This window comes from Paraburkholderia sp. RL17-381-BIF-C, from assembly GCF_046026435.1.
Taxonomy (GTDB): domain Bacteria; phylum Pseudomonadota; class Gammaproteobacteria; order Burkholderiales; family Burkholderiaceae; genus Paraburkholderia.
This window is the reverse complement of the sequence record NZ_JARESX010000031.1, coordinates 18,306-45,000: the sequence shown is the minus strand read 5'-3', so window position 1 is coordinate 45,000 and position 26,695 is coordinate 18,306. Positions and strand designations below refer to the sequence as shown.

31 protein-coding genes are annotated in these 26,695 nt (G+C 63.9%); 20 read left to right on the top strand and 11 right to left on the bottom strand.

All coding sequences use genetic code 11. The annotated features are described in order from the left end of the window. Window positions 1-69: 69 nt before the first annotated feature. Window positions 70-1,197: a PAS domain-containing sensor histidine kinase gene (locus P0D70_RS19985; protein ID WP_408185787.1), complete on the top strand. Its 1,128-nt coding sequence runs from the start codon at window positions 70-72 to the stop codon at window positions 1,195-1,197. Here the strand turns inward: P0D70_RS19985 and P0D70_RS19980 are convergent. Beyond that, complete coding sequence (locus P0D70_RS19980) at window positions 1,160-2,002, bottom strand: potassium channel family protein (RefSeq protein ID WP_408185748.1); 843 nt, start codon at window positions 2,000-2,002, stop codon at window positions 1,160-1,162. The genes P0D70_RS19985 and P0D70_RS19980 overlap by 38 nt on opposite strands. A 13-nt stretch (window positions 2,003-2,015) precedes the next feature. Further along, window positions 2,016-2,276 (bottom strand): hypothetical protein, encoded by a 261-nt coding sequence (locus tag P0D70_RS19975; RefSeq protein WP_408185747.1) that lies wholly within the window; start codon window positions 2,274-2,276, stop codon window positions 2,016-2,018. A 57-nt stretch (window positions 2,277-2,333) separates the two neighbouring features. Between P0D70_RS19975 and P0D70_RS19970 the strand changes: the two genes are divergently transcribed. From P0D70_RS19970 to acs, 6 genes are all read left to right on the top strand, one after another. Next, window positions 2,334-2,528, top strand: a complete 195-nt coding sequence (locus P0D70_RS19970; RefSeq protein ID WP_408185746.1) for a hypothetical protein — start codon at window positions 2,334-2,336, stop codon at window positions 2,526-2,528. Window positions 2,529-2,822: 294 nt separating this feature from the next. Continuing rightward, on the top strand, window positions 2,823-3,062 hold the full coding sequence (locus P0D70_RS19965; protein ID WP_408185745.1) for a type 2 periplasmic-binding domain-containing protein: 240 nt from the start codon (window positions 2,823-2,825) through the stop codon (window positions 3,060-3,062). 57 nt (window positions 3,063-3,119) lie between these two features. Further along, on the top strand, window positions 3,120-4,583 hold the full coding sequence (locus P0D70_RS19960; RefSeq protein WP_408185744.1) for an MBL fold metallo-hydrolase RNA specificity domain-containing protein: 1,464 nt from the start codon (window positions 3,120-3,122) through the stop codon (window positions 4,581-4,583). Window positions 4,584-4,683: 100 nt separating this feature from the next. Then, complete coding sequence (locus P0D70_RS19955; protein WP_091793468.1) at window positions 4,684-5,715, top strand: Acg family FMN-binding oxidoreductase; 1,032 nt, start codon at window positions 4,684-4,686, stop codon at window positions 5,713-5,715. Window positions 5,716-5,754: 39 nt separating this feature from the next. Continuing rightward, entirely contained in the window at window positions 5,755-6,426 is a 672-nt protein-coding gene (locus P0D70_RS19950; protein ID WP_408185743.1) for a nitroreductase family protein, read from the top strand. 312 nt (window positions 6,427-6,738) lie between these two features. Continuing rightward, window positions 6,739-8,715, top strand: a complete 1,977-nt coding sequence (gene acs / locus P0D70_RS19945) for an acetate--CoA ligase (protein ID WP_408185742.1) — start codon at window positions 6,739-6,741, stop codon at window positions 8,713-8,715. A gap of 329 nt (window positions 8,716-9,044) precedes the next feature. Here acs and P0D70_RS19940 read toward each other — a convergent pair whose 3' ends face one another. From P0D70_RS19940 to P0D70_RS19930, 3 genes are read right to left on the bottom strand one after another with little or no spacing between them, the layout of a single operon-like run. Beyond that, entirely contained in the window at window positions 9,045-10,085 is a 1,041-nt protein-coding gene (locus tag P0D70_RS19940) for a zinc-dependent alcohol dehydrogenase family protein (RefSeq protein WP_408185741.1), read from the bottom strand. A 42-nt stretch (window positions 10,086-10,127) separates the two neighbouring features. Further along, a complete protein-coding gene (locus tag P0D70_RS19935) occupies window positions 10,128-10,601 on the bottom strand; it encodes a universal stress protein (RefSeq protein WP_408185740.1) in 474 nt (157 codons plus the stop codon). Window positions 10,602-10,641: 40 nt separating this feature from the next. Next, window positions 10,642-11,007, bottom strand: coding sequence for a hypothetical protein (locus tag P0D70_RS19930; protein ID WP_091793458.1), 366 nt, complete (start codon window positions 11,005-11,007; stop codon window positions 10,642-10,644). Window positions 11,008-11,262: 255 nt separating this feature from the next. Here P0D70_RS19930 and chrA point away from each other — a divergent pair, with 255 nt between their 5' ends. After that, window positions 11,263-12,480 carry a chromate efflux transporter gene (chrA, locus tag P0D70_RS19925; protein WP_091800400.1) on the top strand — a complete coding sequence of 406 codons (1,218 nt, stop codon included), beginning with the start codon at window positions 11,263-11,265 and terminating at the stop codon, window positions 12,478-12,480. A 172-nt stretch (window positions 12,481-12,652) separates the two neighbouring features. Next, on the top strand, window positions 12,653-14,284 hold the full coding sequence (locus P0D70_RS19920) for an oleate hydratase (protein WP_408185739.1): 1,632 nt from the start codon (window positions 12,653-12,655) through the stop codon (window positions 14,282-14,284). 173 nt (window positions 14,285-14,457) lie between these two features. Here P0D70_RS19920 and P0D70_RS19915 read toward each other — a convergent pair whose 3' ends face one another. Further along, window positions 14,458-14,973 carry a flavodoxin family protein gene (locus tag P0D70_RS19915; RefSeq protein ID WP_091793454.1) on the bottom strand — a complete coding sequence of 172 codons (516 nt, stop codon included), beginning with the start codon at window positions 14,971-14,973 and terminating at the stop codon, window positions 14,458-14,460. A gap of 229 nt (window positions 14,974-15,202) precedes the next feature. Between P0D70_RS19915 and P0D70_RS19910 the strand changes: the two genes are divergently transcribed. The 7 genes from P0D70_RS19910 to P0D70_RS19880 all read left to right on the top strand — a co-directional run bounded on the left by P0D70_RS19910 (window position 15,203) and on the right by P0D70_RS19880 (window position 21,108). Continuing rightward, window positions 15,203-16,039: a universal stress protein gene (locus P0D70_RS19910; RefSeq protein ID WP_091793448.1), complete on the top strand. Its 837-nt coding sequence runs from the start codon at window positions 15,203-15,205 to the stop codon at window positions 16,037-16,039. Between the two features lie 37 nt (window positions 16,040-16,076). Next, window positions 16,077-16,583: a universal stress protein gene (locus P0D70_RS19905; RefSeq protein WP_408185738.1), complete on the top strand. Its 507-nt coding sequence runs from the start codon at window positions 16,077-16,079 to the stop codon at window positions 16,581-16,583. Next, entirely contained in the window at window positions 16,580-17,407 is an 828-nt protein-coding gene (locus P0D70_RS19900; RefSeq protein WP_408185737.1) for a universal stress protein, read from the top strand. The genes P0D70_RS19905 and P0D70_RS19900 overlap by 4 nt, the downstream gene beginning before the upstream one ends. 274 nt (window positions 17,408-17,681) lie before the next feature. Further along, window positions 17,682-19,040 (top strand): PAS domain-containing sensor histidine kinase, encoded by a 1,359-nt coding sequence (locus tag P0D70_RS19895; RefSeq protein WP_408185736.1) that lies wholly within the window; start codon window positions 17,682-17,684, stop codon window positions 19,038-19,040. Further along, a complete protein-coding gene (locus tag P0D70_RS19890) occupies window positions 19,037-19,687 on the top strand; it encodes a response regulator (RefSeq protein ID WP_408185735.1) in 651 nt (216 codons plus the stop codon). Before P0D70_RS19895 ends, P0D70_RS19890 begins: the two co-directional genes overlap by 4 nt. A 208-nt stretch (window positions 19,688-19,895) precedes the next feature. Then, a complete protein-coding gene (locus P0D70_RS19885) occupies window positions 19,896-20,327 on the top strand; it encodes a response regulator (RefSeq protein ID WP_091793438.1) in 432 nt (143 codons plus the stop codon). 46 nt (window positions 20,328-20,373) lie between these two features. Further along, entirely contained in the window at window positions 20,374-21,108 is a 735-nt protein-coding gene (locus P0D70_RS19880; protein WP_408185786.1) for a helix-turn-helix domain-containing protein, read from the top strand. An 89-nt stretch (window positions 21,109-21,197) separates the two neighbouring features. On the opposite strand, the gene P0D70_RS19875 is transcribed toward P0D70_RS19880, so the two are convergent. Both P0D70_RS19875 and P0D70_RS19870 read right to left on the bottom strand, forming a co-directional pair. Further along, window positions 21,198-22,184, bottom strand: coding sequence for a zinc-dependent alcohol dehydrogenase family protein (locus P0D70_RS19875; RefSeq protein WP_408185734.1), 987 nt, complete (start codon window positions 22,182-22,184; stop codon window positions 21,198-21,200). Window positions 22,185-22,286: 102 nt separating this feature from the next. Further along, on the bottom strand, window positions 22,287-22,571 hold the full coding sequence (locus P0D70_RS19870; RefSeq protein WP_091800397.1) for a DUF1488 family protein: 285 nt from the start codon (window positions 22,569-22,571) through the stop codon (window positions 22,287-22,289). Window positions 22,572-22,798: 227 nt separating this feature from the next. Here P0D70_RS19870 and P0D70_RS19865 point away from each other — a divergent pair, with 227 nt between their 5' ends. From P0D70_RS19865 to P0D70_RS19855, 3 genes are all read left to right on the top strand, one after another. Further along, window positions 22,799-23,134 carry a c-type cytochrome gene (locus tag P0D70_RS19865; RefSeq protein WP_091793432.1) on the top strand — a complete coding sequence of 112 codons (336 nt, stop codon included), beginning with the start codon at window positions 22,799-22,801 and terminating at the stop codon, window positions 23,132-23,134. 95 nt (window positions 23,135-23,229) lie between these two features. Continuing rightward, window positions 23,230-23,604, top strand: a complete 375-nt coding sequence (locus P0D70_RS19860; protein WP_408185733.1) for a DUF3564 domain-containing protein — start codon at window positions 23,230-23,232, stop codon at window positions 23,602-23,604. 36 nt (window positions 23,605-23,640) lie between these two features. Then, on the top strand, window positions 23,641-24,117 hold the full coding sequence (locus tag P0D70_RS19855; protein WP_408185732.1) for a hypothetical protein: 477 nt from the start codon (window positions 23,641-23,643) through the stop codon (window positions 24,115-24,117). A 24-nt stretch (window positions 24,118-24,141) separates the two neighbouring features. Here the strand turns inward: P0D70_RS19855 and P0D70_RS19850 are convergent, their stop codons facing one another. From P0D70_RS19850 to P0D70_RS19840, 3 genes are all read right to left on the bottom strand, one after another. Then, window positions 24,142-24,339 carry a DUF2964 domain-containing protein gene (locus tag P0D70_RS19850; RefSeq protein WP_091793425.1) on the bottom strand — a complete coding sequence of 66 codons (198 nt, stop codon included), beginning with the start codon at window positions 24,337-24,339 and terminating at the stop codon, window positions 24,142-24,144. 165 nt (window positions 24,340-24,504) lie between these two features. Further along, entirely contained in the window at window positions 24,505-24,990 is a 486-nt protein-coding gene (locus tag P0D70_RS19845; protein ID WP_408185731.1) for a hypothetical protein, read from the bottom strand. 67 nt (window positions 24,991-25,057) lie between these two features. Further along, entirely contained in the window at window positions 25,058-25,477 is a 420-nt protein-coding gene (locus tag P0D70_RS19840; RefSeq protein WP_408185785.1) for a DUF1810 domain-containing protein, read from the bottom strand. 317 nt (window positions 25,478-25,794) lie between these two features. Between P0D70_RS19840 and yghU the strand changes: the two genes are divergently transcribed. Further along, on the top strand, window positions 25,795-26,670 hold the full coding sequence (gene yghU / locus P0D70_RS19835) for a glutathione-dependent disulfide-bond oxidoreductase (protein WP_091793419.1): 876 nt from the start codon (window positions 25,795-25,797) through the stop codon (window positions 26,668-26,670). Window positions 26,671-26,695: the final 25 nt, after the last annotated feature.

Below are 26,695 nucleotides of genomic sequence, written 5' to 3'. Positions count from 1 at the left end.
GCGTAACCTCGGTGGATCTCGCTATCATTGCAGTGGACCGGTCGTTCGCCATTGACCAACTTTTCGGAGATGCCGGTGGTGTTCAACTGGAAAGATGCAAACCGTAAATCCGCCTCAGCCAACGACTCCGACGTACCGGTGGAGGACCGCTATCATTTGCTGATCGACGCGGTGCAGGATTACGCGATCTTCATGCTCGATCAGGACGGCCGCGTGGCGAGCTGGAACGGCGGCGCGCACAAGATCAAGGGCTATGCGCCCGGCGAAATCATCGGCCGCCATTTTTCGGTCTTCTACACCCCCGAAGACGTCGCCGCCGCGAAGCCGGAACGCGAACTGGCGCTCGCTATCGCGCAGGGCCGGGTGGCGGATCAGGGCTGGCGCGTTCGGCGCGACGGCTCGCGGTTCTGGGCGGACGTGACGATCACGGCAGTTTGTGATGCGGCCGGTGCATTGCTCGGTTTCGCCAAGGTTACGCGCGACATGACCGAACGCATGCGCCTCGCCGAACTCGAGCATGCGAGCGAACTGGCCGCTCAGATTCAGCGCACGCGCGAATACGAGCAAAGACGAATTGCCCGCGAACTGCATGACGACCTCGGCCAGCAGCTCACGGCGCTCAAGATGGGCGTCGTCGCGCTGGAACGGCGCATGGGCGAGAACGCGAGTGATCCGGAAGGACTCACCGCCGCGACCGAACTGCAACGTCAGATCGACGGTATGGTGGCGTCTCTACGGCGTATCGCCTCCGACTTGCGCCCGCCATTGCTGGACGACCTCGGCCTCGTCGCGGCGCTGGAATGGCTGACCGACGATTTCACGCAACGCTTCAACGTGGTTGCCACGCTTCACAATACCGTCGACGATACGGGCTTCACGCCTTTCGCGTCTTCCGCGCTTTTTCGCATCGTGCAGGAAGCGCTGACGAATGTGGCCCGGCATGCGCAGGCTAGCCGGGTGGTGGTCGAAATATCGAGCGATCCAAACACCTGCTCGCTTCATATCGAAGACAACGGCTGCGGGGCGCTGCTCGAAGACACCGGCAGGCGCGGCTCGTTCGGTCTGCTCGGCATGGGCGAACGGGTACGTCAACTGCATGGCCGCCTGGCGATCGACACCGCGCCAGGCCACGGCTTCCGAATCACCGCGAAGATTCCGCTCAGTGCGATTCGCCCGGATGAGACGCAGCCGGGCTGACAGGCTCGCAGGCAACCGCAGCAACGCGTGTTTCGCCGCCTGCGGACTGCACATCCTTTCTCAACTCGGCAATCTCGTCGCGCAGCGCCTTGATGTCGCGATGCATTTCGCGCCGCAGAATCCGCTCTTCCTGTTCGACGAAAATCGCGGCAATGCTGGCGAAAACCAGCGACAACAGACCATAGCCGAGCAACACCACGAAGGCCGCGAGAACACGTGACGCAGGCGTGGTCGGCGCCATGTCCCCATAGCCGACTGTCGCACTGCTTTCGAATGCGAGCCAGACGCCTTCAGCGTACGTATGCACGCCCGGTTCGAGCCAGTAAAACCCCGCGCCCGCGGACGCGAGCAGCAACACCGCTGTCACCAGCAGCAACCCCAAACGCCCAGGCGAGAAAAACCCTCGTAACGACAACACGATGCGCGCCGCCACCAGCCCCACGAAAACGATGCGCAACACCCATTCGGCAGACGACCACGTCGACACGCCCCACGCCACGCTGATCGCCGAGCTGGCCGCGATCAGGACATCGTAACCGTTGCGCATGAGGAAACGCTTGGGCTTGCGGCTCAAACAGGCCATTCGCGCCAGCACCACCACGTATCCGGCGGACATGCAGGCGTAGAGCGCACGGCCGGCCAGATGAAACGGGGAGGCGGCGGCCAGTTCGAAATAGAACGCGGGAATGGCAAGCAGGCTCAAAGCGAATAGCGCCCACTGCATCCAGCGCCATGCCCGCACCGCTCGCGGGTCGTCGTGAGGGTCGACGCCGGCGAGACCGGCAATGCGCCAACTCTCCTTCATATCGCCACCGTTGTCATGACGCCGCGCCGACGAACGCGCGGAAATCCGTTTCGACCGAGCGGATCTGTTTAGCACACGTTCCGTACAACCATCCGGGATTGCCGTCCGCGCGGTACATACCCCGGCACATGCCTTTGACCTCGATGGTCGACACGCCGCTGGCGTTGCTTGTCCGCGTTGCCCACACATAGACGGCGCCGAACATGTGCGGCTCTGCCGTTTCGATCGCCGTGTCGTCCGCGCGCCGGATCGGCGTCACTGAGCGTTGTGCCACGTACAGTCTCGTGCGGCTCCATAGCCGTTCGCATTCGGCAGAAGAAGAACAGTCCACGTGCGCCTGTTCGCGCGCCGTTTCCAGCGCGATCTCGGTGTCGCGGTGCGCGGCGACGCTCGCTTCGGTGCTGCAGCCAGCAAGGATGATTATCGGCAGCGCAAAAGCTGCCAGCCGCCCGTATTTCATATCAGCCTGCCCATTGTTACGTTCAACCGCGCAATGCGCCGTTGCACACCACTGGCCTGTTTTTAGAAAGTTACCCATTTACAAAAGTATGGGCAGGACGCCCCAAGGCATTTGACCTGGATCATCGTCCAGCGTGGGAGCAGCATCGCGCTACGCCGCGTTTTCCCTAACATCCATCGTGCCCGGCCGTGTAGGGAAAGGCTGACATTGACGCAGGAACACCTACCCTAGTCTCAGCGACACCTGATTTATCCCGCCTGCTCGATGACCAATACTGAATTCATCCGAAGCACCAATCGATACGTTCCCGCGGCAGGAAACGCAGTCTTGTCATACCTGCCCTGTCATCAGGAGACCATCATGCCGACCACCGCTTTGCACGCCCACACGATGTCGCCTGACGGCACGCTGCGCGAAGCACTCGACGCCACCGACGATATCAACCGGATTCTCACGCTGGCCCGCGAGGCGGGCATGCTGGTCACGCTCGACGGCCAGATCGGCGGCGAAAAATACCAGAGCATTGCCGGCTCGCTCAACGCCTTCCGGCGCTTCGCTCGAGCGCTTTGCAACGGCTCCACGCAAGCCGCGGCGCGTTGAACGCGCGTTGAACATCCCTCACGGCCATGTGCGGCCATTTCTGACGGAAGGTGCGACATGAAGCTGACCTTTCTTGGTGCGGCGGAAACCGTCACCGGCTCGAAGTATCTACTGGAAGGCGCTGGCCTGCGGATTCTGATCGACTGCGGCCTGTTTCAGGGCACGAAGAATCAGCGTCTGCGCAACTGGAATCCCTTGCCAATCGACGTCGCAAAACTGGACGCCGTTATCCTGACCCACGCGCATCTGGATCACAGCGGCTACCTGCCGGTGCTCAGGCGCATGGGCTATCGCGGGCCGGTCTATTGCACTCGCGGCACCCGTGACCTGTGCCAGGTGATGCTGCGCGACAGCGCCAGACTGCAGGAAGAAGAAGCCGCCTACGCGAACCGCCACGGTTTGTCGAAACATCATCCGGCGCTGCCGCTGTATACGCTGGAAGATGCCGAGAATGCGCTTGAGCTGCTCAAGCCGCGCGAGTTCGACGTGCCGAAACAATTGAACGACCATGCGTGTTTCCGCCTGCTGCCGGCCGGGCACATTCTCGGCGCCGCGAGTGTGGTGCTGTGCGTCGAGGGCAAGGTCATCGCCTTCTCCGGTGACCTCGGCCGCCCAGACGACCCGATCATGCGCGCGCCCATGCCGCTCGCCCGTGCCGACTACCTGATCGTCGAATCCACTTACGGCGACCGCCTGCACGACAGGACCGATCCCGCCACCGAACTGGCGGAAGTCTTCGCGAGCACTTTCCGGCGCGGCGGTGTCGTCGTGATTCCCTGTTTCGCGGTGGGGCGCGCGCAATCGATCCTTCATTACATCGTGCAACTGAAAGCCACCGGCCGCATGGCGAACGTGCCGGTTTTTCTCGACAGTCCGATGGCGACGAGCGTCACGCAGCTGTACCGGCATCACGTCGGCGAACACCGGCTGAGTTCGACAGAAGCCAACGCAATCAGCAACGCCGCGCACATGGTGCACACCGTCGAGGAATCCAAAGCAATTCTGGGTCTGAATGGTCCACGAGTCATCATCGCGGGCAGCGGCATGGCGACGGGCGGCCGGGTCGTGCATCATCTGAAAGCCTTCGCCCCCGATCCTCGCAACACGATCGCGCTGGTCGGCTACCAGGCGGCCGGCACGCGCGGCGCGGCGCTTGCCGCCGGCGCGCCGACGATCAAGATTCACGGCGACTACGTGCGTGTGCGCGCTTCGGTGGTGAGCCTGTCGTCGTTGTCGGCCCATGCCGATTACGCCGAGACACTGTCATGGCTGCGCTCGATTCCGCAGCCGCCGCAGCGGACCTTCGTCACGCACGGCGAACCCGCCGCCGCCGATGCGATGCGCCGTCACATCGAGGAAACCTTTCACTGGCGCTGCGAGGTGCCACTCTACCTCGAGAGCGTCGAATTGCCCGGATCGGCGGGAACGGTGGGCGTCGATCCGTGTGCCGCCATCGCGAATGCAGCGCCGGACCACAGCGTGCCGACGTCGACTGGCGCAAGCGACCGGCCCAACGAATAGAAGCCGTCGCTCTCCGTTCAATTCGAACTGATCCAGATCAATCCGCGCGCGGCGCGCACCTGACACAGTGGCAGAATGGAATCGTGCAGGAGACCATGACATGAGCGCACTGCCGCAGACGGGCGCCTGGGCCGTCGACGAACATCAGCTTGATCCCACCGCCAGCGTCGAAGCGAAACTGCGATTTGCGCTGCGCTATGCGGTGCTGGCGCCCTCCAACCACAACACGCAACCGTGGCACTTCATTCTGGATGGCGACAGCGTGACCGTGTGCGCGGATCGTTTGCGCGCACTGCCCGTGGTCGATCCCTTCGATCGCGAACTGATCATGAGTTGCGGCGCGGCGCTGTTCAATCTGCGCGTGGCGCTGAGTTACTTCGGGCTCGCCTACGCCATCACGCTGTTTCCATCGCGCGCCGATCCCGACGTGCTGGCGCATTTGCGAATCGTTCACGACGGTCATTGCGACGCCAGTCTGGCGCCGCTCTTCCAGGCGATTGCCCGCCGCGTCACGACCCGCGAAATTTTTGCGGATGAGCCGCTGCCCTCGCTGATCCAGCAACAACTCGCGGATGCCGCCGAGGCGGAAGGCGCGGATGTGGTCTGCATCTCCAGCGCGCCGCTGCGCGAGAGTCTTGCCGAGCTGGTCGCCGAGGCCGATCGGGTCCAGTTCAAGGACCCGCGTTTTCGCCGCGAACTGGCTAGCTGGATTCATCCGCGGCGCCGTGAAGACGGCATGCCCGCGCTGTCCGCCGGGATGACCGTGCTGCTCGATCTGGCCGCGCCGTTGCTCACGTCGGTGATTCGGACCTTCGACCTCGGCGGCGGACTCGCCGCGGCCCATCATGCGCTGGCCGCGGGGTCTCCGCTGCTCATCTGCATATCGACATCGACGGACGACGCCTCCGCGTGGCTGGCAGCCGGCCAGGCACTCGAGCGACTGCTGCTGGTCGCCGCGAATGCCGGGATCACGGCGTCGTATCTGAACCAGCCGATCGAACTGACCCTCCTGCGTGAGCGGCTGGGCGCCACGCTGGCCATGGACGCCGTTCCGCAACTGCTGCTGCGCGTCGGCCGCGGCAAGCCGGCGCCTCATTCGCCGCGCCGTCCGCTTGCCGAAGTCGTGTCCTGAGGACCGACGCCTGCCCAACGCCTGTTCGATGAGGCTGCGATGAAACATTTCTTCAGACTCGGCACCGCCACGCGCGATCCCGCTCGCGCGCGCCCGGTCGTTGGCCACCCGGTCTCGCATATCACGCTGCCACCGCCTGTGCGCAGCGGCGGCCGACCGATCATGGACGCCTTCTCGGAGCGGCGCACCACGCGCCGCTTCGCGACGACCGAACTCGACGAAGCAACGCTTGGCCAGTTGCTCTGGGCCGCCAACGGCGTCAACCGCAGCGGGGCCGATGACAGTGGTGGACGCACGGCGCCATCGGTCCTCGCCCTTCACGAAATCGACATCTATGCGGCGCTGGCCGGCGGCATGTACCGCTACGACCCGTTGGAACACTGCCTCGAACTGGTGAGCGCTGCCGATTTGCGCGCACTGACGGGCTATCAGGACTTCGTCGGCGAAGCGCCACTCGAACTGGTCTACGTGGCTGACCTCGCACGCATGCACGACATCGCCCCGTCGCAACGTGAGCCGTTCGCGTATGCAAGCGCCGGCACGATCGTGCAGAACGTCTACCTGTTTTGCGCCGCCGCGGGGCTCGCGGTTGCCGCGCGAAGCTGGCTCAACCGCAGCGCATTGGGCGCCGAAATGCGTCTCTCGCGTGAGAGCTTGCCCGTGCTGGCACAAACCGTCGGCCACTTCGATCTTAGCGATCCGGCTTCCTGAACGATCCTGTTTAGATGCGGCGCCTGTGCGCGGCATCCGCTGCCCCGCGTTTGCGCATTTGACGCCCGCGGCTCGTGTCGCGCGCGGAAAATCCCACGACGACCTTGGCGGCGCGGCGCGTTCCAGTTGATGTGTATCAATGGCGCCAGCCGCCGCGCCTTCATAGTGGCTCCATACGCACGCTGATCTGACGCCGGCCCGTCCACGCTGCAATGCGAGTTCGGATGCCGACGCCGCATGGCCGACAAGAGCCATCCCGCATCGGTAAAGCACTAACGTGCTTTATCCCTTCATGACTCATGTGAGGAGACTATGTCTACCATCGATACCGCCCCGTCCGACTCCACCGCATTGCAAATACCCCTTACCCGGGATGCCAGCATCGACGGCATGGAAGCCTATCGCGCCCTCGTTGCCGAAGCGAGCCAGGATCACGAAGCTTTCTGGGCGCGTCTTGCCCGGGAACACCTGGACTGGCGCCGCCCATTCACGAAAGTGCTGAACGATACCGACGCGCCGTTCTATCGCTGGTTTGAAGACGGCGAACTGAACGCGTCGTACAACTGCCTCGATCGCAATCTGATCAACGGACTGGCGGAGAAGACCGCGATCGTGTTCGAATCGGACGACGGCAAGATCACGCATGTCACCTATCAGGCCCTGTATCACCGCGTATGCCGTCTCGCCAATGCGCTGCGAGCGCGTGGCGTGAAAAAAGGCGACCGCGTGGCGATCTATATGCCGATGTCGGTGGAAGGCGTGGTCGCGATGCTCGCCTGCGCGCGCATCGGCGCACCGCACTCGGTGGTGTTTGGCGGCTTCTCCGCCAAGTCGCTGCATGAACGCATCGTCGATATCGGCGCGTGCGCCATCATTACCGCCGACGAGCAGGTTCGCGCCGGCAAGACGCTGCCCCTCAAAGCGATCGTCGACGAAGCGCTCGCGATGGGCGGCACCGCCGGCATCAAGACGGTGGCGATCTATCGGCGCACGGGCGGCCAGATTCCGTGGATTGCCGAGCGCGACAAATGGCTTCACGAACTCGAAGCGGCCCAGCCGGACACCTGCGAGCCCGAGTGGGTCGGCGCGGAACATCCGCTGTTCGTGCTCTATACCTCCGGTTCGACGGGCACGCCCAAGGGCGTCCAGCACAGCACCGGCGGTTATCTGCTGTGGGCTGCCGTGACGATGAAGTGGACCTTCGACATCAAGCCGGCGGATGTGTTCTGGTGTACGGCTGACATCGGCTGGATCACCGGTCACACCTATATCTGCTATGGCCCGACCGCGGTCGGCGCAACGCAGGTGATCTTCGAAGGCGTGCCCACCTACCCGAACGCGGGACGGTTCTGGGAGATGATCCAGCGCCACAAGGTCAGCATCTTCTATACGGCGCCGACGGCTATCCGCTCGCTCATCAAATCCGCCGAGGCGAATCACGCGGTGCATCCGGACAGCTTCGACCTGAGCAGTCTGCGTCTGCTCGGAACGGTCGGCGAGCCGATCAACCCGAGCGCCTGGACGTGGTACGCGCGGCACGTGGGCGGTGGTCGTTGTCCTGTGCTCGACACCTTCTGGCAGACGGAAACGGGCGGACACATGATCTCCCCGCTGCCGGGCGTGACGCCGCTGGTGCCGGGTTCATGCACCTTGCCGATGCCCGGTATCGACGCGGCAATCGTCGATGAAACCGGCCAGGACGTGCCAAATGGAAACGGCGGCGTGCTCGTCATCCGCAAACCGTGGCCTTCCATGATCCGGACCATCTGGGGTAATCCGGAGCGTTTTCGCAACGGCTATTTTCCCGACGAACTCGGCGGCAAGCTCTATCTCGCGGGCGATGGTGCAATCCGCGACCGCGAGACCGGCTACTTCACCATCACTGGCCGTATCGACGACGTGCTGAACGTGTCCGGGCACCGGCTCGGGACGATGGAAATCGAGTCGGCGCTGGCCGCGCATCCGTTGGTGGCCGAAGCCGCGGTGGTCGGGCGCCCCGATGAAACAGCCGGCGAGGCGATCGTCGCGTTCGTGGTGCTGAAGGCCGAGCGCCCGTCCGGAGCTGACGCGAAGCGCGTGGCCGACGAATTGCGCGCGTGGATCGGCAAGGAGATCGGCCCGATCGCCAAGCCCAAGGACATCCGCTTCGGCGACGCGATGCCGAAAACGCGCTCCGGCAAGGTGGTACGCCGGCTGCTGCGTTCGGTGGCCAAAGGAGAAGTCATCGCGCAAGACACCTCGACGGTGGAAAACCCCGCGGTGATTTCGCAGTTCGCCGACGCCACCTGACCTGCCGCGACCTGCCGCCAACCCGATGAGCGACTAGCCCTCGCTCATCTCTTCCGAAGCAATGCCCGACGCAATCCCATGCCGCGCGTGCGCCGTGAGTGCACGCGCGCAACCCTCGTTTCAGCGTTGCCGTATGCTCCTGTGTGGCACCCGTGGTTCAGGAAAAGCGGCGCAACGCATTAACCGGGCCTTCTGCGCACGGTGCTTGCTGCCACAGCGTTGCGGTTGCGCCACCCTGACGCCACCCTGAACTGAGCGGCGCTGCGGCGGATCGAATCGACTTCCTCGCCAGCATCCTGGCTCCCGGCTGTGCCGACCCGACACCGCCGCTACGACATTTCGATGATGACCTTCAACGCATGGGAATCCGCCGCGGAGCCGAAAGTCTCGTAGGCGTTCAGCACGTCTTCGAGATGGAAGCGGTGGGTGATCAGCCTGGCAGGATCGAGCTTGCCGGAACCTACCGTCTTCAGCAACATCGGCGTACTGACGGTATCGACAAGGCGTGTGGTAATGGAGATGTTGCGGTCCCAGAGCGTTTCCAGATGCAGATCCGCCTTGACCCCATGCACGCCGATATTGGCGATCACGCCGCCAGGGGCGACCAGCGCCTCGCACAACTCGAAAGTTTCAGGCACGCCCACCGCCTCGATCGCGCAATCCACGCCGACATGGCCGGTCAGTTTCATCACCTCGGCTATGGGTTCGGCCACTCCGCTGTCGATGCACGCTGTCGCCCCGAAACGGCTCGCCACCTCCAGGCGGCTTGCATCGCGATCGATCATGATGATCTGGGCCGGCGAATAGAACTGCGCGGTCAGCAGCGACGCCAGTCCGATCGGGCCCGCGCCGACAATCGCCACGGTGCTGCCCGGCTGGACCTTGCCATTGAGGACGCCGCATTCGAAACCGGTCGGCAGGATGTCGGAGAGCATCACGAGCGCTTCTTCGTCGGCACCGGCGGGAATCGGATAAAGACTCGTCTCCGCATGCGGAATGCGCACGTACTCTGCCTGTGTGCCGTCGATGCGGTTGCCGAGAATCCAGCCCCCGGTCGTGCAATGCGAATACATACCGCGCCGGCAATACTCGCACTTGCCGCACGAGGAGATGCACGAGATCAGCACGTGATCGCCCTCTTTCAACGAACTCACCGCGGCGCCGACCTGCTGTACGATGCCCACCCCTTCGTGACCGAGAATGCGGCCGGGTTGGCACGTCGGAACGTCGCCCTTCAGGATGTGGAGATCGGTGCCGCAGATCGTCGTGCGCGTCACCTTGACAATGGCGTCGGTGGCGCAGGCGAGTTGCGGCACGGGCCGCTCGTCGAGCGATTTCTTTCCAGGGCCGTGATACACCAATGCTTTCATGATTTTCCTCGTTGATCAGTCAGGGCCGCCGCGAGATGAGCATCACGCCGGTGTGTCATGCTCCGTGTCCGCCTCTTCGCGAACCAGCAGCACCGGGCACGTCGCAAAGCGCGCGAACCGCTCGGCCACGCTCCCGAGCACCATGCGCCGCAAACCGCGGCGCCCGTGCGTGCCCATCACGACCAGGTCCGCGCCACGGCGTTCCGCACAGCGCAGCAACGCGCTGGCAATGTCCTCGGCGATGCCTTGCGTCTCGACGATTTCCGTATCGCCCGCGACATCGAGTTCGCGCATCTGGTCGAGCGCGCTGGTCAGGAAGCTTTGCCCCACCTGCCGCGCCGCGTCGGTCAGCAAATGCGGATCGCAGGCGCCCGCGTACGTGAAAGCCGCCGACTGATCCAGCACGAAAACCGCCGTCAATTTGCCGCGCGCGAGCCTGGCGAGCTGGATCGCTTCGGACAGCGCCCGCTTTGAGGCTTCACTGCCGTCGAGCGCCACTACGATGTTGGTGTACATGACTCACTCCTGAAGAAGACGCTGAAACATCCGTTGCCAATCAGTGGCGCGCGGCACCCTGTTCGAGAAGCCGTTCGGCCGCATCGAAGGCCTCCCGTATCGCGCCATCGGGATCGTGACCCTGGCGATGCTCGAGCGGCACCAGTTCACCCGTGCGCAGCACCAGATCGAGACGTGCGTCGAACAGGGTGTGGTTCGGCGCCGCGCCTGGCGCCGTCCCTGGCTCGGCGCCTCGCGCGCCGGGCATGTCGTAGAGCGACCGCTCGTGAATGGCCTCGATCGCCAGATGGCAACCGGAGATGAATCTGCCGAACCGCTCGAGCCGCACCAGTTGCGCCGCTGCCTCGGATTCGATTTGCGCGGATCCCGCAAATCCGAAGTAGACGATCTGCATATCAATTCCCATACTGCCTCCGCGCGTGCTGTCCCGCCGGTCGACCGTTGCTGCAGCGAAGCCACATAGGCAACGAGCCGATTAAGAGATCATCGGCACTATTGGCGTCTTGCGATTGACCTGCATCAACGGCGGGGCAGTGCCACGCAGCGTGCGTGAGCGCGTGTTCGAACGCGGCCGCGTTGGCGAGATGCTGCGACCCGGAGACGGGCGGCGTGTGCTATTTTCTGGAGCCCAACGCGGTACAACCGGTGTATGAACTTTCCCATGCATGACGCCAAAACAGAGACGTCCTTCGACCTGTCGTCACACAGCTCGCCGTGGACGCTGTTCTGCATTTTCCTGAGGCTCGGCCTGACTTCGTTCGGCGGGCCGGCGGCTCATCTTGGCTATTTCCGCGATGAATTCGTCAGCCGCCGCCGCTGGCTCGATGAACACACGTTCAGCGACGTGGTCGCGCTGTGCCAGTTTTTGCCGGGCCCGGGCAGCAGCCAGGTCGGCATCGCAATCGGCCGTCTGCGTGGCGGCATTGCCGGCGCGCTCGCGGCCTGGCTCGGCTTCACGCTGCCGTCGGTGCTCCTGCTCGTGGTCTTCGCATACGGCTTCACGCTGCTGTCGGATGCGACCTCGCTTCATCTGCTGCGAGGGCTGAAAATCGCGGCGGTCGCGGTGGTCGTCCAGGCTGTCTGGTCGATGGGACGCATGCTCTGTCCCGACCGCCTACGCGCGACAATCGCGGCGGCTTCCGCAATCACGGTGATCCTGCTCGGCGCGGGCTTCGGGCAGATCGCGTCGATCGTTGCCGCGGGGGTGGCCGGCGCGGCGCTGCTGACTTCTTCGACCGAGGTGCCGAGCGCGCCACCCGGCATGCCCGGGTCCAGAACCGGCGCGCTCGCCTGCCTCGCGGCCTTCGCACTGCTACTGTTCGGACTGCCTGCGGCAGCGGCCTATCTGCACAGTTATCCGCTCGATCTGTTCGCGGCGTTCTACCGGGTGGGATCGCTGGTATTCGGCGGTGGCCATGTGGTGTTGCCACTGCTGGAAGCGGTCGTCGTGCCGCGCGGCTGGGTTCCCGCGAACACCTTCATGGCAGGCTACGGCGCGGCGCAAGCGGTTCCCGGCCCGCTCTTTTCGTTTGCCGCGTTTCTCGGCGCCACCAGCAGCGGTCATCCGGCAGGCCTCGCGGGCGCACTGATCGCTACGGTGGCGATCTTCCTGCCTTCGTTCCTGCTGGTCGGCGCGGCCTTGCCGCTTTGGGGCAGGTTGCGCGCGTTCGCGTCGATGCGCCGCGCCATGGCCGGCATCAACGCCGCCGTAGTCGGCATCCTGCTCGCCGCGCTGTACGACCCCGTGTGGACCAGCGCCGTGCACACCGGCCGCGATTTCGCGCTGGTCGTCGCCGCGCTCGTGCTGCTCGGGTGGTGGCGAGTACCGTCGTGGGCGGTCGTGCTGATAACGGTCGTGCTCGCGTGGTGGTTCGTGTAAGGAGGCCGATAGCGGGCCGCGAGCGCTCGCTTGCCGAACAGGCGCGCGGATCACTCGCGCCGCCCTGCCCGGCCCCGTCGCACCGCGTTGATCCAACTCAACGAGATTCCCCCGCCGCGCGAGTATGGTTTAGCAATACGTCCACGGCCATCATCCCTCGGGGGATCATCACATGAAAAATTCCGATTACCTGGCCACGCAAGCGGCCGCGGATCCGGCCCGCGACAAAGCAAACGCAGCGGGTCATTTCTATCTCGTCGGCGGCGGCATCGCGTCACTCGCGGCCGCCGCCTTTCTGATTCGCGACGCCGATATGCCCGGCTCCCGCATCACGATCCTCGAGGCGCTCGACAAGCCCGGCGGCAGCCTCGACGGCGCCGGCTCGCCACAGGAAGGCTATGTCGTGCGCGGCGGCAGAATGCTCGAGAGCAAGTATCTATGCACCTACGATCTGTTCGACTCGATTCCCACGCTAGACGGCCACAGTAGCGTCACGAAGGAAATCTTCGACTGGAACGAAACGATCCGCACCTCGTCGAAAGCACGCTTCGTGCGCGACGGCCAGCGCGAGGACGCGCCCTCTTACGGTCTCGCCGAAACGCATCTGCTGACGCTCGGCCGCCTCTCGATCGAACCGGAAGCCATGCTCGGCGACAGCCGGATTTCCGATCACTTCGAGCCGGACTTTTTCGAAACCAACTTCTGGTACATGTGGTGCACGACGTTCGCCTTCCAGCCCTGGCACAGCGCCGCCGAATTCCGGCGCTATCTGCTGCGTTTCGCGCATATGACGTCGGGCTTCAACCAGTTGCAAGGCATCATGCGCACGGTCTACAACCAGTACGATTCGATGGTGCGGCCGCTGCGCAAATGGCTCGACGAACGCGGAGTGAGATTTCGAACCAACACGCGCGTTGTCGATCTGCATTATGACGAAAGCGGCGAACTGAACCGGGTGGCAGGCATTGTCTGCGAACAGGACGACCGGCGTATCGAGATCCCCGTCGCCGCACAGGACAAGGTCATCGTCACGCTCGGTTCAATGACGGCAGGTTCGAGCCTCGGCGGCACGGACCGCGCCGCCGTGCTCAACCATGACGACAGCAGCGGCGCGTGGGCGCTGTGGAAAACCATCGCCGCGGGGCGTGCCGAGTTCGGCCATCCGTCGGTCTTCGCCGATCACATCGACGAGTCGACCTGGCTTTCCTTCACCGCGACGCTGCACGACCGCACGCTGTTCCGCCTGATCCGCGATCTGAGCGGCAACGTGCCCGGCGAAGGCGGCCTGATTACCTTTCCGCACTCAAACTGGCTCGCCTCGATCGTGCTGCCTCATCAGCCGCATTTCATGGGTCAGCCCAAGGGCGTCGAGGTGTTCTGGGGTTATGGACTATTCGTTGACCGGCCGGGCAATTTCGTCAACAAGCCGATGGCCGAGTGCACGGGCCGCGAAATCATGAAGGAGCTGCTCGGTCATCTGCACATTCAGGCGGAAGCGCCGCGCATTCTCGACGACGCCGTCTGCATTCCATGTCTGATGCCGTTCATTACCAGCCAGTTCCTGCGACGCAGGCGCGGCGATCGCCCGCAGGTGGTGCCCGAGGGCTGGGCGAACCTCGCGTTCATCGGACAGTTTTGCGAGTTGTCGAACGATGTCGTGTTCACGGTCGAATACTCGGTACGTTCCGCGCAAACGGCTGTGTATACGCTGCTCGGCCTGAACCGATCCGCGCCGGCAGTGTACAAAGGCCAGCACGATCCGCGTGTGGTGTATGGCGCGGTTTCCGCTTTGCACGGCCACTGAAAACGGCAAAGCCTGTCGCAAAGCGTTCGATGAGCGTTCGATGACGGGCGCTTTCGCGCTTTCACCGCGAGTCGTAGGCGACTCGGCGGCTTCTTGCCCTTGCACCGGTCGCGGCGAAGGTGCCGCGCGCGGCAGCGCTGATGATCGTGCTGCCGACCTGAACGGCGCGTCGCTCAGCTAGTCCATGCGAGCGCGTCATAGTTGGCGAGATGGCGTTTCAGCACGCTCACGAACAGCACCAATGAAGCGGCCACCGCGCCGCGCTGCACTTCGGCTGCGCGCACCTTGCATTGCGCGACGGGCGCCTTGCCGGCCAGCGCGCGCATTTCGTCAAAGGCAGCCTGACTGCCGAGGCCGCCCAGGCTGCAAAAAAACGCGACATGTCTGAACTTCCACCGGTTTTCGAGCAGATATGCGCGAACCGGTGCGGAGACGGCGCCACCCCAAACGGGCGTGCCCACCACCACGAGATCGTATTGCCCGGTGTCCCGCCCGGCCGGGACGATCTCGGCGGGCCGCTTGAGCCACGAGTCGATCAGGCAGCGCATATAGCCCAAGCCGCCGCGCCGATCGGTGCAATCGCAGATCTCTTCGAGATCGGCAGACAGCATCTTTGCCAGCGTAAACGCGAGCGTGCGCGTGGTGCCGGTCCGCGAAAAGAAGACGACTAGAACACGGGCTTCAGACATGACTCGCTCCTTCTGGGGAAAACGCACGAGCGCGCATGACGCCATGCATGTCCGGAGCATAGGTGGGAGCAGGCGCGGCTTCATGACGCAAGTCAAAAAACGTTTTCACGCGGCGCGCTGGAAGCACCATTGATCTGCGTCAATGAGACCGGCGCCGCCGTTCTTAGACTCAAGCTCACTGATTCGCGCGTCAAGCCTGCGCGTCACCCCCTCTCGCGGAGCGACTGTCATGAGCTACAAAACCATCGTTGTTCATCTGGACACCAGCCAGCACGCCCATCCGCGGCTCGAGATCGCGCTGCGTCTGGCCAATCAGTTCGGCGCGCATCTGACCGGCGCGTTCGCCGTGTTCTCGCCGGACCCGCGTTCGCTCTATGTGATGGCCGGAACCGCGGAGTATTACCGAACGCATCAGGAAATGCGCGCGGAGCGCAGCGCGGCGCTCGAACGGCTGTTCCACGCCGAACTCCGGCGCGCCGGCGTCTCGGGGGAATGGGTCGCCATCGACGAGCCCGCCAGTGTCGCGATCCCGCGCGTGGGCCGCTGCGCCGACCTCATCGTGGCCGGTCAGGACAATCCGGCGGATCCGGAGTCGTATGTCGGCGACTTCTTTCCGGAAAACCTCGTTCTGTCGAGCGGCCGCCCGGTATTGCTCGTGCCCTACGCCACCAATGAACGGTCGACGGGCGGCCGCGTATTAGTCGCGTGGGACGGCAGCCGCGAAGCCACGCGCGCCGTGCACGACGCACTGCCGTTCATGCAGTCGGCGAGCAGCACCACGATTCTCACGATCAATGGCGAGCACAACGGCGAAGGAGCCCGCATTCCCGGGGCGGATATCGCCGCCGTGATCGCGCGGCATGGCGTGCGGGTCGAGGTCGCCGACATCGAAACGGGACCGGGCGGACTGGTTGGCGAGGTGTTGCTCTCGCAGGTCGCCGACAGCGGCGCCGATCTGCTGGTGATGGGCGCTTATGGCCACGCCCGCTGGCGCGAACTGGTAATGGGCGGCGCTACGCGCACGATTCTGCGCTCGATGACCGTGCCGGTACTGATGTCGCACTGATCGCGGCACCCGTCCTTCTGATTCTGGAGAGTTCGCCATGTATAAACAGATTCTGGTTGCCGTCGACGGCAGCGAAACCTCGTCGCGCGCTCTGGCCGCCGCGATCGGACTGGCGCGCGACTCGGGCGCGCGGCTTCAGCCGCTCTACGTGGTGGACGTGCCGTTGATGTCCTACGACGTGCCCGGTTACGACCCGTCCTATGTGCGCGATGCCCTCGTCGCGGAAGGCAAGCACGTGCTCGCCGACGCCACCGCGCTGATGACCGCGGCAGGCGTGATCGGCCCCTCGCGCATGGTCGAAACCGAACTGACGGGCGACGACACCGCGCACCGCATTTTGCTCGCCGCGCAGGAATTCAACGCCGACGTCGTCGTGATGGGCACGCATGGCCGGCGCGGTGTGCAACGGCTGGTGCTCGGCAGCGTCGCTGAACATTTTCTGCGCATCGCCACCTGTCCGGTATTGCTGATCTCCGCGCATTGCCCGGCGCCCGCCGCAAGCCCCGCTCGCGCCGCGAGCGAGCCTGTCAAGGATCCGTCATGAACTGCAAAACCCTGCTGGTGCATCTCGACGACAGCGCTCACAGCGCCGCCCGGCTCGACTATGCGCTCGACCTGGCCGCTCGCCACGACGCCCATCTGATCGGCCTCTACCTGGTTTGCGACGAGCCCGAGGGACCGCTCTTTCTGCACGGAGAGGACATCTGGACCGCCAGCCGTCAGGTGCAACGGGACAAGAATCTCAAGAACGCGCACGCGGCTTTTCTTGCCGCGGCGGAGCGCGCCGGGCGCAGCGTCGAATGGCGCGCGCCGGGCGGAGCACCGACCGGCACGGCGATCCTGCATGCGCGCCACGCGGATCTGCTGATCCTCGGCCAGGACGATCCGGAAGACAGGAGCGCATTTATCGCGCGCGATTTCGTCGAGGACGTGATCATCGCTTCCGGGCGGCCGGCAATCGTACTGCCGTATGCGGGACCGGTACGGCATCAGATAGAGAATGTGATGATCTCGTGGGACGGCGGACGGGAATGCGCGCGGGCGGTGACCGATGCGCTGCCGCTCATCCGCGGCGCCGGCTTCGTCACGATCATGAAGGTCGAGCGCCATCCGCAATATGGTGAGCCGAGCGGCATCGACGTGGCCGCCTGGCTCGCGCGGCACGGCATCGAGGCGAGTTTCACGGCCATGCCGAAAGCGTCCGGCGTCCACACCGGCGCGATGCTGCTCAATGCGCTGGCCGACCGTCACATCGATCTGCTGGTCATGGGTGCGTACGGCCACGCGCGGGCGCAGGAGCGGCTGCTCGGCGGCGTCACGCGCACCATGCTTCAGTCGATGACCGTGCCGGTGCTGATGTCCCATTGAGCACCGCGTCGATAGTGAGGGCGCGAGCGAGCGCCCGTCTTGATGGAATGAGCCGGACGACCACGGCCTGCGACACCCGGCGGGACTGGCATGAACCCGGCGTTTCACGGACAATGAGCGCAAACACAAATTATCCGCGCGGTGTTTCGCCGGCCTGCGGCCACACGAACCACGGAATCGCCCGGAATAGACGTGCTTGCCGTGCACGCCGCCGTACAGACGCTCTCGGGCGGCGCGCGCTATCCTTGTCTGCAGTCATTCCAAAGAGATGCACATGTCCGTCAGCGGTAAAGCGCCCACATCGCGCAGTGCGAATTTGCGTGAGCGATTTGGTTCGTTTGCGGGTTCGTTTGCGGCGCGGCCCGCGCTCGCGGCCGCTGCCGCGTTCGTCGTCACGTTGGCCGCCATGCTGACAGCGCGGCACTGGTTCGACCCGGCACTGCTGATTTGCGTCGCCGCCGCCCTGCTGCTGGCCACGAGCGCGTTTTTGCTGGTGCGCGCGCGGCGCGAAAGCGTATCCGCACGCGGCGAGGCCAGCACCCGGAACAATCAGTCCGCCGTGAATGAAGCCCGCATGATGGCGATCATCCGTTCGTCGATGGAAGCGATCATCACCATCGACGACCAGCACCGGGTCGTCATCTTCAATCCGATGGCGGAACAGGTGTTCGGCTGCTCAGCGATGGATGCGATCGGTGCGCCGCTTGCCCGTTTCATCCCGGAGCGGTTTCGGGCGGCGCACGCGCAGCACGTCGCGCAGTTCGGCGTGACGGGCGTGTCCGACCGCCAGATGGGCAAACAACGCGTGCTGGCGGGCTTACGCGCCAACGGCGAGGAATTCCCGCTCGAGGCGTCCATCTCGCAGATCCGCGATGGCGACATCCGCCTCTATACGGTGATGCTGCGCGATATCACGGAACGCGTCAAAGCAGAGCGCGCGCAACGGCAGGCGCGCGAGGAGTTGCGCGAGCTGTCGGCCAATTTGCAGAATATCCGTGAAGACGAGAAAACGCGTATTGCGCGCGAACTGCACGACGACCTCGGCCAGCAACTCACCGCGCTGAAAATGGACATTTCGTCGGTCGAACAGGCGCTCGAGGGGTCGGCGAGCGAGCCGGTGCGTGGACAGTTGCAAGGCATGCGCCGACTGATCGACGTGACCGTGGCCTCGGTCCGCCGCATTGCAGCCGATCTGCGTCCGGTCATGCTCGACGACCTCGGATTGATTCCCGCGATCGAGTGGCTCGCCACCGACTTCACCAACCGCTACGGTATCGACGTGGAGCGTGACATCGAAACCGGCGACGCGCGTTTCAGCCCGGCAGGCGCCACCGCGCTGTTCCGGATCGTGCAGGAAGCGCTGACGAACGTGGCGCGCCATGCCGACGCCACGCTGGTCACGCTGAGCCTGCAGGCGGGGGATCAGACCTTCGTGCTGCGCATCGCCGATAATGGCCGCGGCGTGCATCGCACGGCCGAGCCGGCAGCCAAATCCTTCGGCCTGCTCGGCGTTCGCGAACGCGCACACATGCTCGGCGGCGCCGTCGACATTCAAACCGCCCACGGCCAGGGCTTCGTGCTCACCGTCACCATTCCGGCTGAAAACGTGCAGATGCAGGAGATGCAACTATGACCCGCGTTCTGATCGCCGACGACCACGCGCTGGTGCGCGACGGTCTGCGCCATATCCTGAAGAACGCAAGCGGCTTCGAAGTGATCGGCGAAGCCGACGACAGCGCCAGCACCGTTGCGCTGATCCGCGAGCGGCCCGCCGACGTCCTCGTGCTCGATCTGTCCATGCCGGGGCGCAACGGCGTCGAGTTGATCAAGCAGATCAAGGAGGAAAAGCCGGCGCTGCGCATCCTCGTGCTGACCATGCACGCCGAACAGCAATACGCGGTGCGGGCGTTCAAGGCCGGCGCGTCCGGTTACCTGACCAAAGAAAGCGCGAGCGCCGAACTGGTGGCCGCCGTGACCAAAGTCGCGGCCGGCGGCGTCTACGTCAGCCTTGCGATGGCCGAGCGGTTCGCGCAGAGCCTGAACGAACCGGCCGATCTGCTGCCGCATCAGCGTCTGTCAGATCGGGAATTCGATGTCCTGAAGCGGATTGCCGCAGGCCAGACGATCACGGAAATCGCGGTCGAACTGTGTGTGAGCAGCAAGACCGTCAGCACGTACAAGACGCGCATCCTGGAGAAGATGCAGATGCCGCACGAGGCCGCCCTGGTGCGCTACGCGATGCGCCACAAACTGGTCGCCGACGACGACGCCGACATCTAGACGGCTTCGCGGCGCCTCCGCTCGCGGGCGAGCGCCGCATGTTCCCTAGCCGACCCGAACCACAAAGCCTGCTCCTTTCGCACCCAGGGACTCTCCTGGTGCGCCCCACCTCCATGTAGGAAACTCCCTACAAAGCTTCACGCTCACCTACTCGAAGTTCATTCGGCGCCGATTTTATTTTGAGACAGCGCAGCCGATACTTCGAGCCATGAACTCAAGCCCCGAGAACCTTACCCTCCGCGTCTTTCTGGTCGACGACGCAGTATCGGTCCGGCGTCGCATGGCCGCGCTACTTGGCGCGCTGGACGGCGTGGAAATCGTCGGTGAAGCCGAGGAATCCGGCGCCGCGCTCACAGGCGTCGAGACTGGCGCAGCCGATCTGGTCGTGACGGAACTGCATCTGAGCGGAGGCACGGGCATGGAGTTGCTCGCATCGCTTGCCAAAAGAATGCCTCATGTGATCGCCATCGTGCTGACGAACCACTCGGGTGCATGGTTTCGGCGCGCATGCCTGATGAGCGGTGCCCACTACTTTTTCGACAAGACCAGCGAATTCGATCTCGCACGAAGCACGATCCAGCGGATCGCCAGCGAACATCGCACGCGCGCCTTTCTACAATCCGGAGCACATCATGTCTGACGTCCTCGCCTATTCCGTCCCCGCGCCTGTTGCCGTCTTCCCGCCGATGTCGCCCGTTGCCCGGGAAGTGCCGGTGCCCGTGCAAGTGCCGCGCAAGGACGCGCTGGGCTGCACGACCTGCTCGATGCGCTCGATCTGCATGCCGCAAGGTCTGACGGCGGCGGAGATCAAACAGGTCGAATCATTGATCTGCCCGTCGCGCACGATCAAGCAAGGCGAGACCATTTATCGCGCGAACGATTCGTTCCAGAGTATCTACGTGGTGCGCGTCGGCTCGTTCAAGACCGTCGTCATGCATCGCGACGGCCGCGAACAGGTGACAGGCTTTCACCTCGCCGGCGATTCGCTCGGGCTGGACGGCGTGTGCTCCGGTCATCACAACTGCGACGCCATCGCGCTCGAGGACAGCAAGATGTGCATTATCCCGTTCCATCTACTCGAAGCGATGTGTCGCGAGGTCAAGGCGGTCCAGCAACACGTGCACCGCATGATGGGCAGCGAGATCGTGCGCGAATCCTCGCAGATGATGTTGCTCGGCACGATGTCGGCCGAACAGCGCGTTGCGACGTTCCTTCTGAATCTGTCGGACCGTTTGAGACTGCGCGGCTATTCGCCGGCCGAGTTCTACCTGCGCATGACGCGTGAGGAAATCGGCAGCTATCTCGGCATCAAGCTTGAAACGGTGAGCCGGATGCTCTCCAAATTCCAGCGTGATGGACTGCTCGACGCACACGGCAAGAATATCCGGATTCTCGACCATGAGGGTCTCGTGCGGGTTTGATTCGCGCTCGGCGTTCGCTCGGAAGTCAGGAGCCGCCGTCGGCGCGAAACAGGCGCCAAAGGTGGCCAATGAGCGAATATCCGCGCACGCTACCCAACGGCGAGCACTGCGGCACCTGTCAACTTGCCCTCCCGCAGATCGCTAAGCGCCCGGTTCGCCTCCGTCAGCGCATAAGTTGTCGTGTCGATCTCGAGGCGATGCTCGGTAGCAATTCGCATGAAAGCGAGTCCGTCCTCGCGCGTCAGATTGGCGACGGATACCACGTGCCGCTCGCCCCATAGAAATGCGTACGGGAACGACGGAATGTCGCTCATGTGGATCCCGCCGCAGACAACCGTCCCCCCTTTCGCGACAGCGCGCAATGCTTGCGGAACGAGCGCGCCGACCGGCGCAAAAATCAGGGCTGCATCCAGCTCAGCCGGAGGCATTTCGTCGCTGCCGCCCGCCCACGCTGCCCCGAGACGCAACGCGAGTTGCTGGGCCGCGTGATCGCCGGGGCGCGTGAACGCATACACCGTGCGCCCTTGATGACGCGCGACCTGCGCGACGATATGCGCCGCTGCGCCGAAACCGTAAATACCGATCCGTTGGGCGTCGCCCGCCATGCTCAGCGTGCGATATCCGATGAGTCCCGCGCACAGTAACGGCGCCGCTTCGATATCCGAATACTGCGCGGGCAGATGGAAGCAGTAGCGACTGTCGGCGACGGTGCGCTCGGCGTAACCACCGTCGATCGTGTAGCCCGTGAAGCCCGGTGCGTCGCAGAGATTTTCCCGCGCCGACAGGCAGTAGCGGCAATGTCCGCAGGTATGGCCGACCCATGGCACACCCACCCGGTCGCCGAGCGCGAAGCCCGTCACCCCCGCACCGAGCCCGGCCACGGTGCCGACGATCTCGTGGCCCGGGATCACAGGCTGCTTGGGATGCTCGAGTTCATGATCGACCAGATGGAGATCGGTGCGGCACACGCCGCATGCGTGAATCTGGATGAGGATCTGCCCGGGACCGGGCGTCGGATCCGGCACCTCCTGCTCACGCAGCAGCGCTGCGCTACCGTCGAACACCATCGCACGCATAAGGTTCTCCTCAAACCGGGTAAGCCGGCGTATACATCGAGTGCTGCCGCGGCGGCATGGCGATAAGGACACTGCAGCGACCGCCGGCTGCCTCGCAGGCGCTCACTCGCAAAAGCGGAAGTAGCCGCTATGCATCAGCACCGGTTTGCCGCCGATCTCGTGGAGCAACTGTCTTGCAGCATGTTCGATGGGATGCCGGTTCGAGTTGAACGCGGCAATCAGATCGTCTTCGCGCAGCGACGCGGCACCGAAATGATCTTCGAGGGCCTCAGCGGTGATCGCGCACTGCACGCGCTCGCCGTCCACTTCGGCCGGAAACGCGATGACGAGATCGCGCGCACAATACTCCGGAAGTTCTTCAGGAAAATGAATCTTCATGACCGTCACCTGGTTCACTGCGCAGGTCGCAAGACTGGAACGGTCGTATTCGCGCACCTACGCGTCGCGCGCCACGCACCGGGGCGAATGCGACCTATGCGTCGCCCGCCTGTCAGCAGCATAGGACCTCTACACAGTACGTCAAATTCAGGCATTGCGTCCTGATTGACGAAAGTCAACGGCACCCAATCTGGCCTCCGTACACTGGACTCATCCTTTGCACAGGAGCACGTGCCGTGATCGCCTTAGTCCGAAACTGTCTGTCTGCATGTGCCGTGTTAGTGCTGGCCGCCGGCTCCGCTCATGCCGAACCGGAACCGACCGCCCTGGTCGACCAGCAGCACTGCATGTTTTGCCACACACACGATGCGCCATTCCTCGCCCCGTCGTTCCAGCAGATCGCCGAGCGTTATCGCAACGTGCCAAATGCGCAGTTCATGCTCGAGCACAAGTTGCGCCTCGGCGGCAAAGCGCATTGGGGCGATATGCCGATGCCGCTGCCGGGCGACCGCGGCGGCCCACTGTCGGCTGAAGACGCGCATACGCTGGTGCAATGGGTATTGAGTCAATAAGGAGTCGATGAGCAGTCGATAAGCCCGCCCATCGAGGCCGCGTTATCCGCGGTCTGCCTAGATTGAACGACGACCGTACGTTTCGGAGAAATTTCATGCGTCTCACTGTCCACCTCGACACGTTCGATCGTGTCCATCCGATGGCTTTTGCAATCCTGTGGCTCGATAAGGATGCGCGGCAGTGGTCGCGTGAAGGCCACCTCGGTCTCGAACTGCCCGATTGGGGCACGCTGCATATGGATTGCGGCAACACGCTCGTGTGCGGCCCGCACGACACGACGCCCGTCTGTGTGCTCGAAGGGCTCGATCTGAACGAACTCGACGGGCCGTTCGAAGGCGAGACCGGACGCGCCCAGTGGTGCGCGGAACGCGGCCGCGCCCTGATGACCGGCCATTGGCATGTGCAATGTATCGACAACGAACGGGTGCAGCCGGAACACGGCCTGTTCGCCTCCGACAGCGACGTGTGAAGCGCTGATTTCATCCACATTACCGAGGCCATCGCCATGGGACTGAGCACCGATCTGGACGGCGTGCGTCACGCTTACGGGCTTTGCTTCGTGCGCGTACCGTGGGCTTATTTCACGCGCTTGCCGCTCAACGAGCAATGGGGCGACGGCTGGGAACGCGCGCCCTACGAGCGGCACGCCGGCCTGCCTTACGAGGACGCGGCGCAGCAGATCCTGACCGTTGCGTTCGACGGGCCGCTGTTGCCGCCCGACGCCGGATACGACGGTCGCGCGCGCAGCGTCAACGAAATCAACAGCGGCGACGCACCATGGCTGCGTACTCAGGATTTCGTCAACAATGCGCCGGTTCAGATCGTCGCGGGGGTGTCGCTCGAAAGGTTCGTCGAACTCGTGGAACTGGCTGGAGGCCGCGTGTTTGCGCCGCTCGGTTGGGGCGCGCTGCGGCTGTCGCCAGCGGATCCGGCCGAGGCGCCGGAAGCTGCGAAGTACGAGCACCGCGCGGATCCTGCATAAGCACTGCCGCGCAATACCCTGCACTTACCTTTGCCGATCGCTGTCGGCCGTCGAATTGAGCAACATGACAAAGCACGCGACGCCGACGATCAGGGCCGCGACGCCGTAGCGAAACACCGGCGGCTGGTCGAAGAGCAAACCGCGGATCGACGCCCCAATACCTGCCAGTGCGACGAATACGGCGATTGCCGCAAAAATGATTCTGCTTTCTGAGCGGATCATGATGTGCTCCATGGAGTCCAAGCGGAGTAGTGAAGACATCATCGGTCCAGCGGGCTGATTGGGTTTGACGAACATCAATCGCAGGCGTGCGGCGGCAAGAAATCGACAAAGCAGCGGCGAGCCGTGGTTGACGTCACGACTTCTTTGTACGCGGCAACGCCGCATTCAGGAAGGGATTGAAGCTATTCGAACGCGCCGGCGGGCTCGCTTTTTTGTGCGCCGGCGTTTGTCCGGTTGCGCGCTGCCGGACAATTGGGCGAGTAATTCTTCCGTGGCGTTGTCTTCGTCTGTATCGGCCTGTTTTCTGTTTTTTGCGCGGGCAGGCCGAGCGTCGTCGGCGCTTGCACCTGCAGTTTGGCTTGTGGCGCGAGTCGGCAGCGACTCTCCGGCAATGTGTTCGACCACGGCCATGAACGAAGCTAAAGCCGATTTCGGGGCTTCGCCCGGCAGCATTGTCAGCACGACGATTTCATGCAGCGAGCGGTTATCTACAGACCTCGCACTCGTGGTGCTGCGCCAGTCGGTACCCGCTTGCACAAATGCCCCAATGACACGTTCAAGTACCGCTGGCGACAGGACGCCACCATCATAGAGGCTGATGACCACACGCTCGAAAACACGAAACGGAGTCGATACAGAACCTTTTGGCATGCGTTTTTGCTCCCCGAAGTGACGCCGCGAATCACAACCGCACGATGCACGGCCGATTGCGCCGCATCTATAGCAAACGCAGCGTGTCGGGATCCGCCTCGCCATCGAAATATTTGCGCAGCGCCTCGACGAACACTTCGTTGTCGCTCGTTGCGCGCGCGAACAGCGTCATCGACGAGCGGAACTTCAGATAATCCGGATAGCCGAAAATGTCCTCGATCGAGCGGTCCTGCACCAGATTGACGAGCCGCGCCGTTTCCCGAAGACGCTGGCCGAGCACCGGATGCCGCATATAGGCCTCCGCCTCCGGCAACGACGAAATCGCAAAACGGCGCGCCATCGCGCTCGAGCCGAGGCCGCTGATTTGTGGAAATACGAACCACATCCAGTGGCTGCGCTTCCGCCCTGCGGCGAGTTCTTCGCGAACGTCGGCATAGACCGGGTTCTGCGCATCGACAAAGCGCTGAAGATCGTACGGATCGTCCATCATGAGCTCCTTTGTCAGGCATTGGATGCGAAGCGGTTTCAATGTGTTAAATGGTAAGCCCACAAAGCATCTTTTCACTACGACTGAGTGGCCGAGTGCTTGGGAATCGCGCAGACGCGCATTTCCCTGCCTCAGCATTCCCCGTTCCTGTCCATGCGGATCGCACGGCGCCAACGCGTATCGCAGGCACGATCGACAGGCTGCGGGCCGCGCCCGGTCCATGTCCTGGCGGCGCGCGGCCGCCAGCGCATTTCGCGCCGATTTGTTAATCTCACTGCGAAAACACCCTGTCCCCCGAGACACAAAGGAGCTTGAGCATGAGTGACCGCGCCGATTACGTGCCGCCGAAAGTCTGGACCTGGAACAAGGAGAACGGTGGCCGCTTCGCGAACATCAACCGCCCTATCGCGGGCGCCACGCACGAGAAGGAACTGCCGGTTGGCCGCCATCCTCTTCAGCTGTACTCGCTGGCAACGCCCAACGGCGTGAAGGTCACAATACTTCTCGAGGAACTGCTCGCGAGCGGTCATAGCGGCGCGGAGTATGACGCGTGGCTGATCAGGATCGGCGACGGCGATCAGTTCGGCAGCGGCTTCGTGGAGGTGAATCCGAACTCCAAGATCCCCGCGCTGATGGATCGCAGCGGCCCCAAGCCGATCCGGGTTTTCGAGTCCGGCTCGATTCTGCTCTATCTCGCCGAAAAATTCGGCGCGTTTTTGCCGACCGAGCCCGGCGCTCGCGCCGAATGCCTGTCGTGGTTGTTCTGGCAGATGGGAAGCGCGCCGTATCTGGGCGGCGGCCTCGGCCACTTCTACGCATACGCGCCGACAAAGATCGAATATGCGATCGACCGCTTCGCCATGGAAGTCAAACGTCAGCTCGACGTGCTCGACCAGCGGCTCGCGGGTAACGAATACGTGGCGGGCAGTGAGTACACGATCGCCGACATGGCGATCTGGCCTTGGTACGGCGGCCTCGTCAAAGGGTGGCTCTACGATGCGGCCGAATTCCTGTCGGTGCAGGACTATCGGCACGTTCAGCGCTGGGCTAATGCGATCGGCGAACGCCCGGCCGTGCGTCGCGGACGGATGGTCAACCGTGTCTTTGGCGAGCTGTCGGATCAATTACACGAGCGCCACGACGCCTCTGACTTCGAGACGGGCACGCAGGCCGTATTGGCCGCACAGAAGTAGCGGGAGCAGCGAAGTAGCGGGAGTT

Bases quoted from the DNA above. Each gene is read 5' to 3' on its own strand.
- P0D70_RS19985 (WP_408185787.1), top strand. From the start codon at position 70: ATGCCGGTGGTGTTCAACTGGAAAGATGCAAACCGTAAATCCGCCTCA.
- P0D70_RS19980 (WP_408185748.1), bottom strand. From the start codon at position 2,002: ATGAAGGAGAGTTGGCGCATTGCCGGTCTCGCCGGCGTCGACCCTCAC.
- P0D70_RS19965 (WP_408185745.1), top strand. From the start codon at position 2,823: ATGCCGACCACCGCTTTGCACGCCCACACGATGTCGCCTGACGGCACG.
- P0D70_RS19960 (WP_408185744.1), top strand. From the start codon at position 3,120: ATGAAGCTGACCTTTCTTGGTGCGGCGGAAACCGTCACCGGCTCGAAG.
- P0D70_RS19955 (WP_091793468.1), top strand. From the start codon at position 4,684: ATGAGCGCACTGCCGCAGACGGGCGCCTGGGCCGTCGACGAACATCAG.
- P0D70_RS19950 (WP_408185743.1), top strand. From the start codon at position 5,755: ATGAAACATTTCTTCAGACTCGGCACCGCCACGCGCGATCCCGCTCGC.
- acs (WP_408185742.1), top strand. From the start codon at position 6,739: ATGTCTACCATCGATACCGCCCCGTCCGACTCCACCGCATTGCAAATA.
- P0D70_RS19940 (WP_408185741.1), bottom strand. From the start codon at position 10,085: ATGAAAGCATTGGTGTATCACGGCCCTGGAAAGAAATCGCTCGACGAG.
- P0D70_RS19935 (WP_408185740.1), bottom strand. From the start codon at position 10,601: ATGTACACCAACATCGTAGTGGCGCTCGACGGCAGTGAAGCCTCAAAG.
- P0D70_RS19930 (WP_091793458.1), bottom strand. From the start codon at position 11,007: ATGGGAATTGATATGCAGATCGTCTACTTCGGATTTGCGGGATCCGCG.
- chrA (WP_091800400.1), top strand. From the start codon at position 11,263: ATGCATGACGCCAAAACAGAGACGTCCTTCGACCTGTCGTCACACAGC.
- P0D70_RS19920 (WP_408185739.1), top strand. From the start codon at position 12,653: ATGAAAAATTCCGATTACCTGGCCACGCAAGCGGCCGCGGATCCGGCC.
- P0D70_RS19915 (WP_091793454.1), bottom strand. From the start codon at position 14,973: ATGTCTGAAGCCCGTGTTCTAGTCGTCTTCTTTTCGCGGACCGGCACC.
- P0D70_RS19910 (WP_091793448.1), top strand. From the start codon at position 15,203: ATGAGCTACAAAACCATCGTTGTTCATCTGGACACCAGCCAGCACGCC.
- P0D70_RS19905 (WP_408185738.1), top strand. From the start codon at position 16,077: ATGTATAAACAGATTCTGGTTGCCGTCGACGGCAGCGAAACCTCGTCG.
- P0D70_RS19900 (WP_408185737.1), top strand. From the start codon at position 16,580: ATGAACTGCAAAACCCTGCTGGTGCATCTCGACGACAGCGCTCACAGC.
- P0D70_RS19895 (WP_408185736.1), top strand. From the start codon at position 17,682: ATGTCCGTCAGCGGTAAAGCGCCCACATCGCGCAGTGCGAATTTGCGT.
- P0D70_RS19890 (WP_408185735.1), top strand. From the start codon at position 19,037: ATGACCCGCGTTCTGATCGCCGACGACCACGCGCTGGTGCGCGACGGT.
- P0D70_RS19885 (WP_091793438.1), top strand. From the start codon at position 19,896: ATGAACTCAAGCCCCGAGAACCTTACCCTCCGCGTCTTTCTGGTCGAC.
- P0D70_RS19880 (WP_408185786.1), top strand. From the start codon at position 20,374: ATGTCGCCCGTTGCCCGGGAAGTGCCGGTGCCCGTGCAAGTGCCGCGC.
- P0D70_RS19875 (WP_408185734.1), bottom strand. From the start codon at position 22,184: ATGCGTGCGATGGTGTTCGACGGTAGCGCAGCGCTGCTGCGTGAGCAG.
- P0D70_RS19860 (WP_408185733.1), top strand. From the start codon at position 23,230: ATGCGTCTCACTGTCCACCTCGACACGTTCGATCGTGTCCATCCGATG.
- P0D70_RS19855 (WP_408185732.1), top strand. From the start codon at position 23,641: ATGGGACTGAGCACCGATCTGGACGGCGTGCGTCACGCTTACGGGCTT.
- P0D70_RS19850 (WP_091793425.1), bottom strand. From the start codon at position 24,339: ATGATCCGCTCAGAAAGCAGAATCATTTTTGCGGCAATCGCCGTATTC.
- P0D70_RS19845 (WP_408185731.1), bottom strand. From the start codon at position 24,990: ATGCCAAAAGGTTCTGTATCGACTCCGTTTCGTGTTTTCGAGCGTGTG.
- P0D70_RS19840 (WP_408185785.1), bottom strand. From the start codon at position 25,477: ATGGACGATCCGTACGATCTTCAGCGCTTTGTCGATGCGCAGAACCCG.
- yghU (WP_091793419.1), top strand. From the start codon at position 25,795: ATGAGTGACCGCGCCGATTACGTGCCGCCGAAAGTCTGGACCTGGAAC.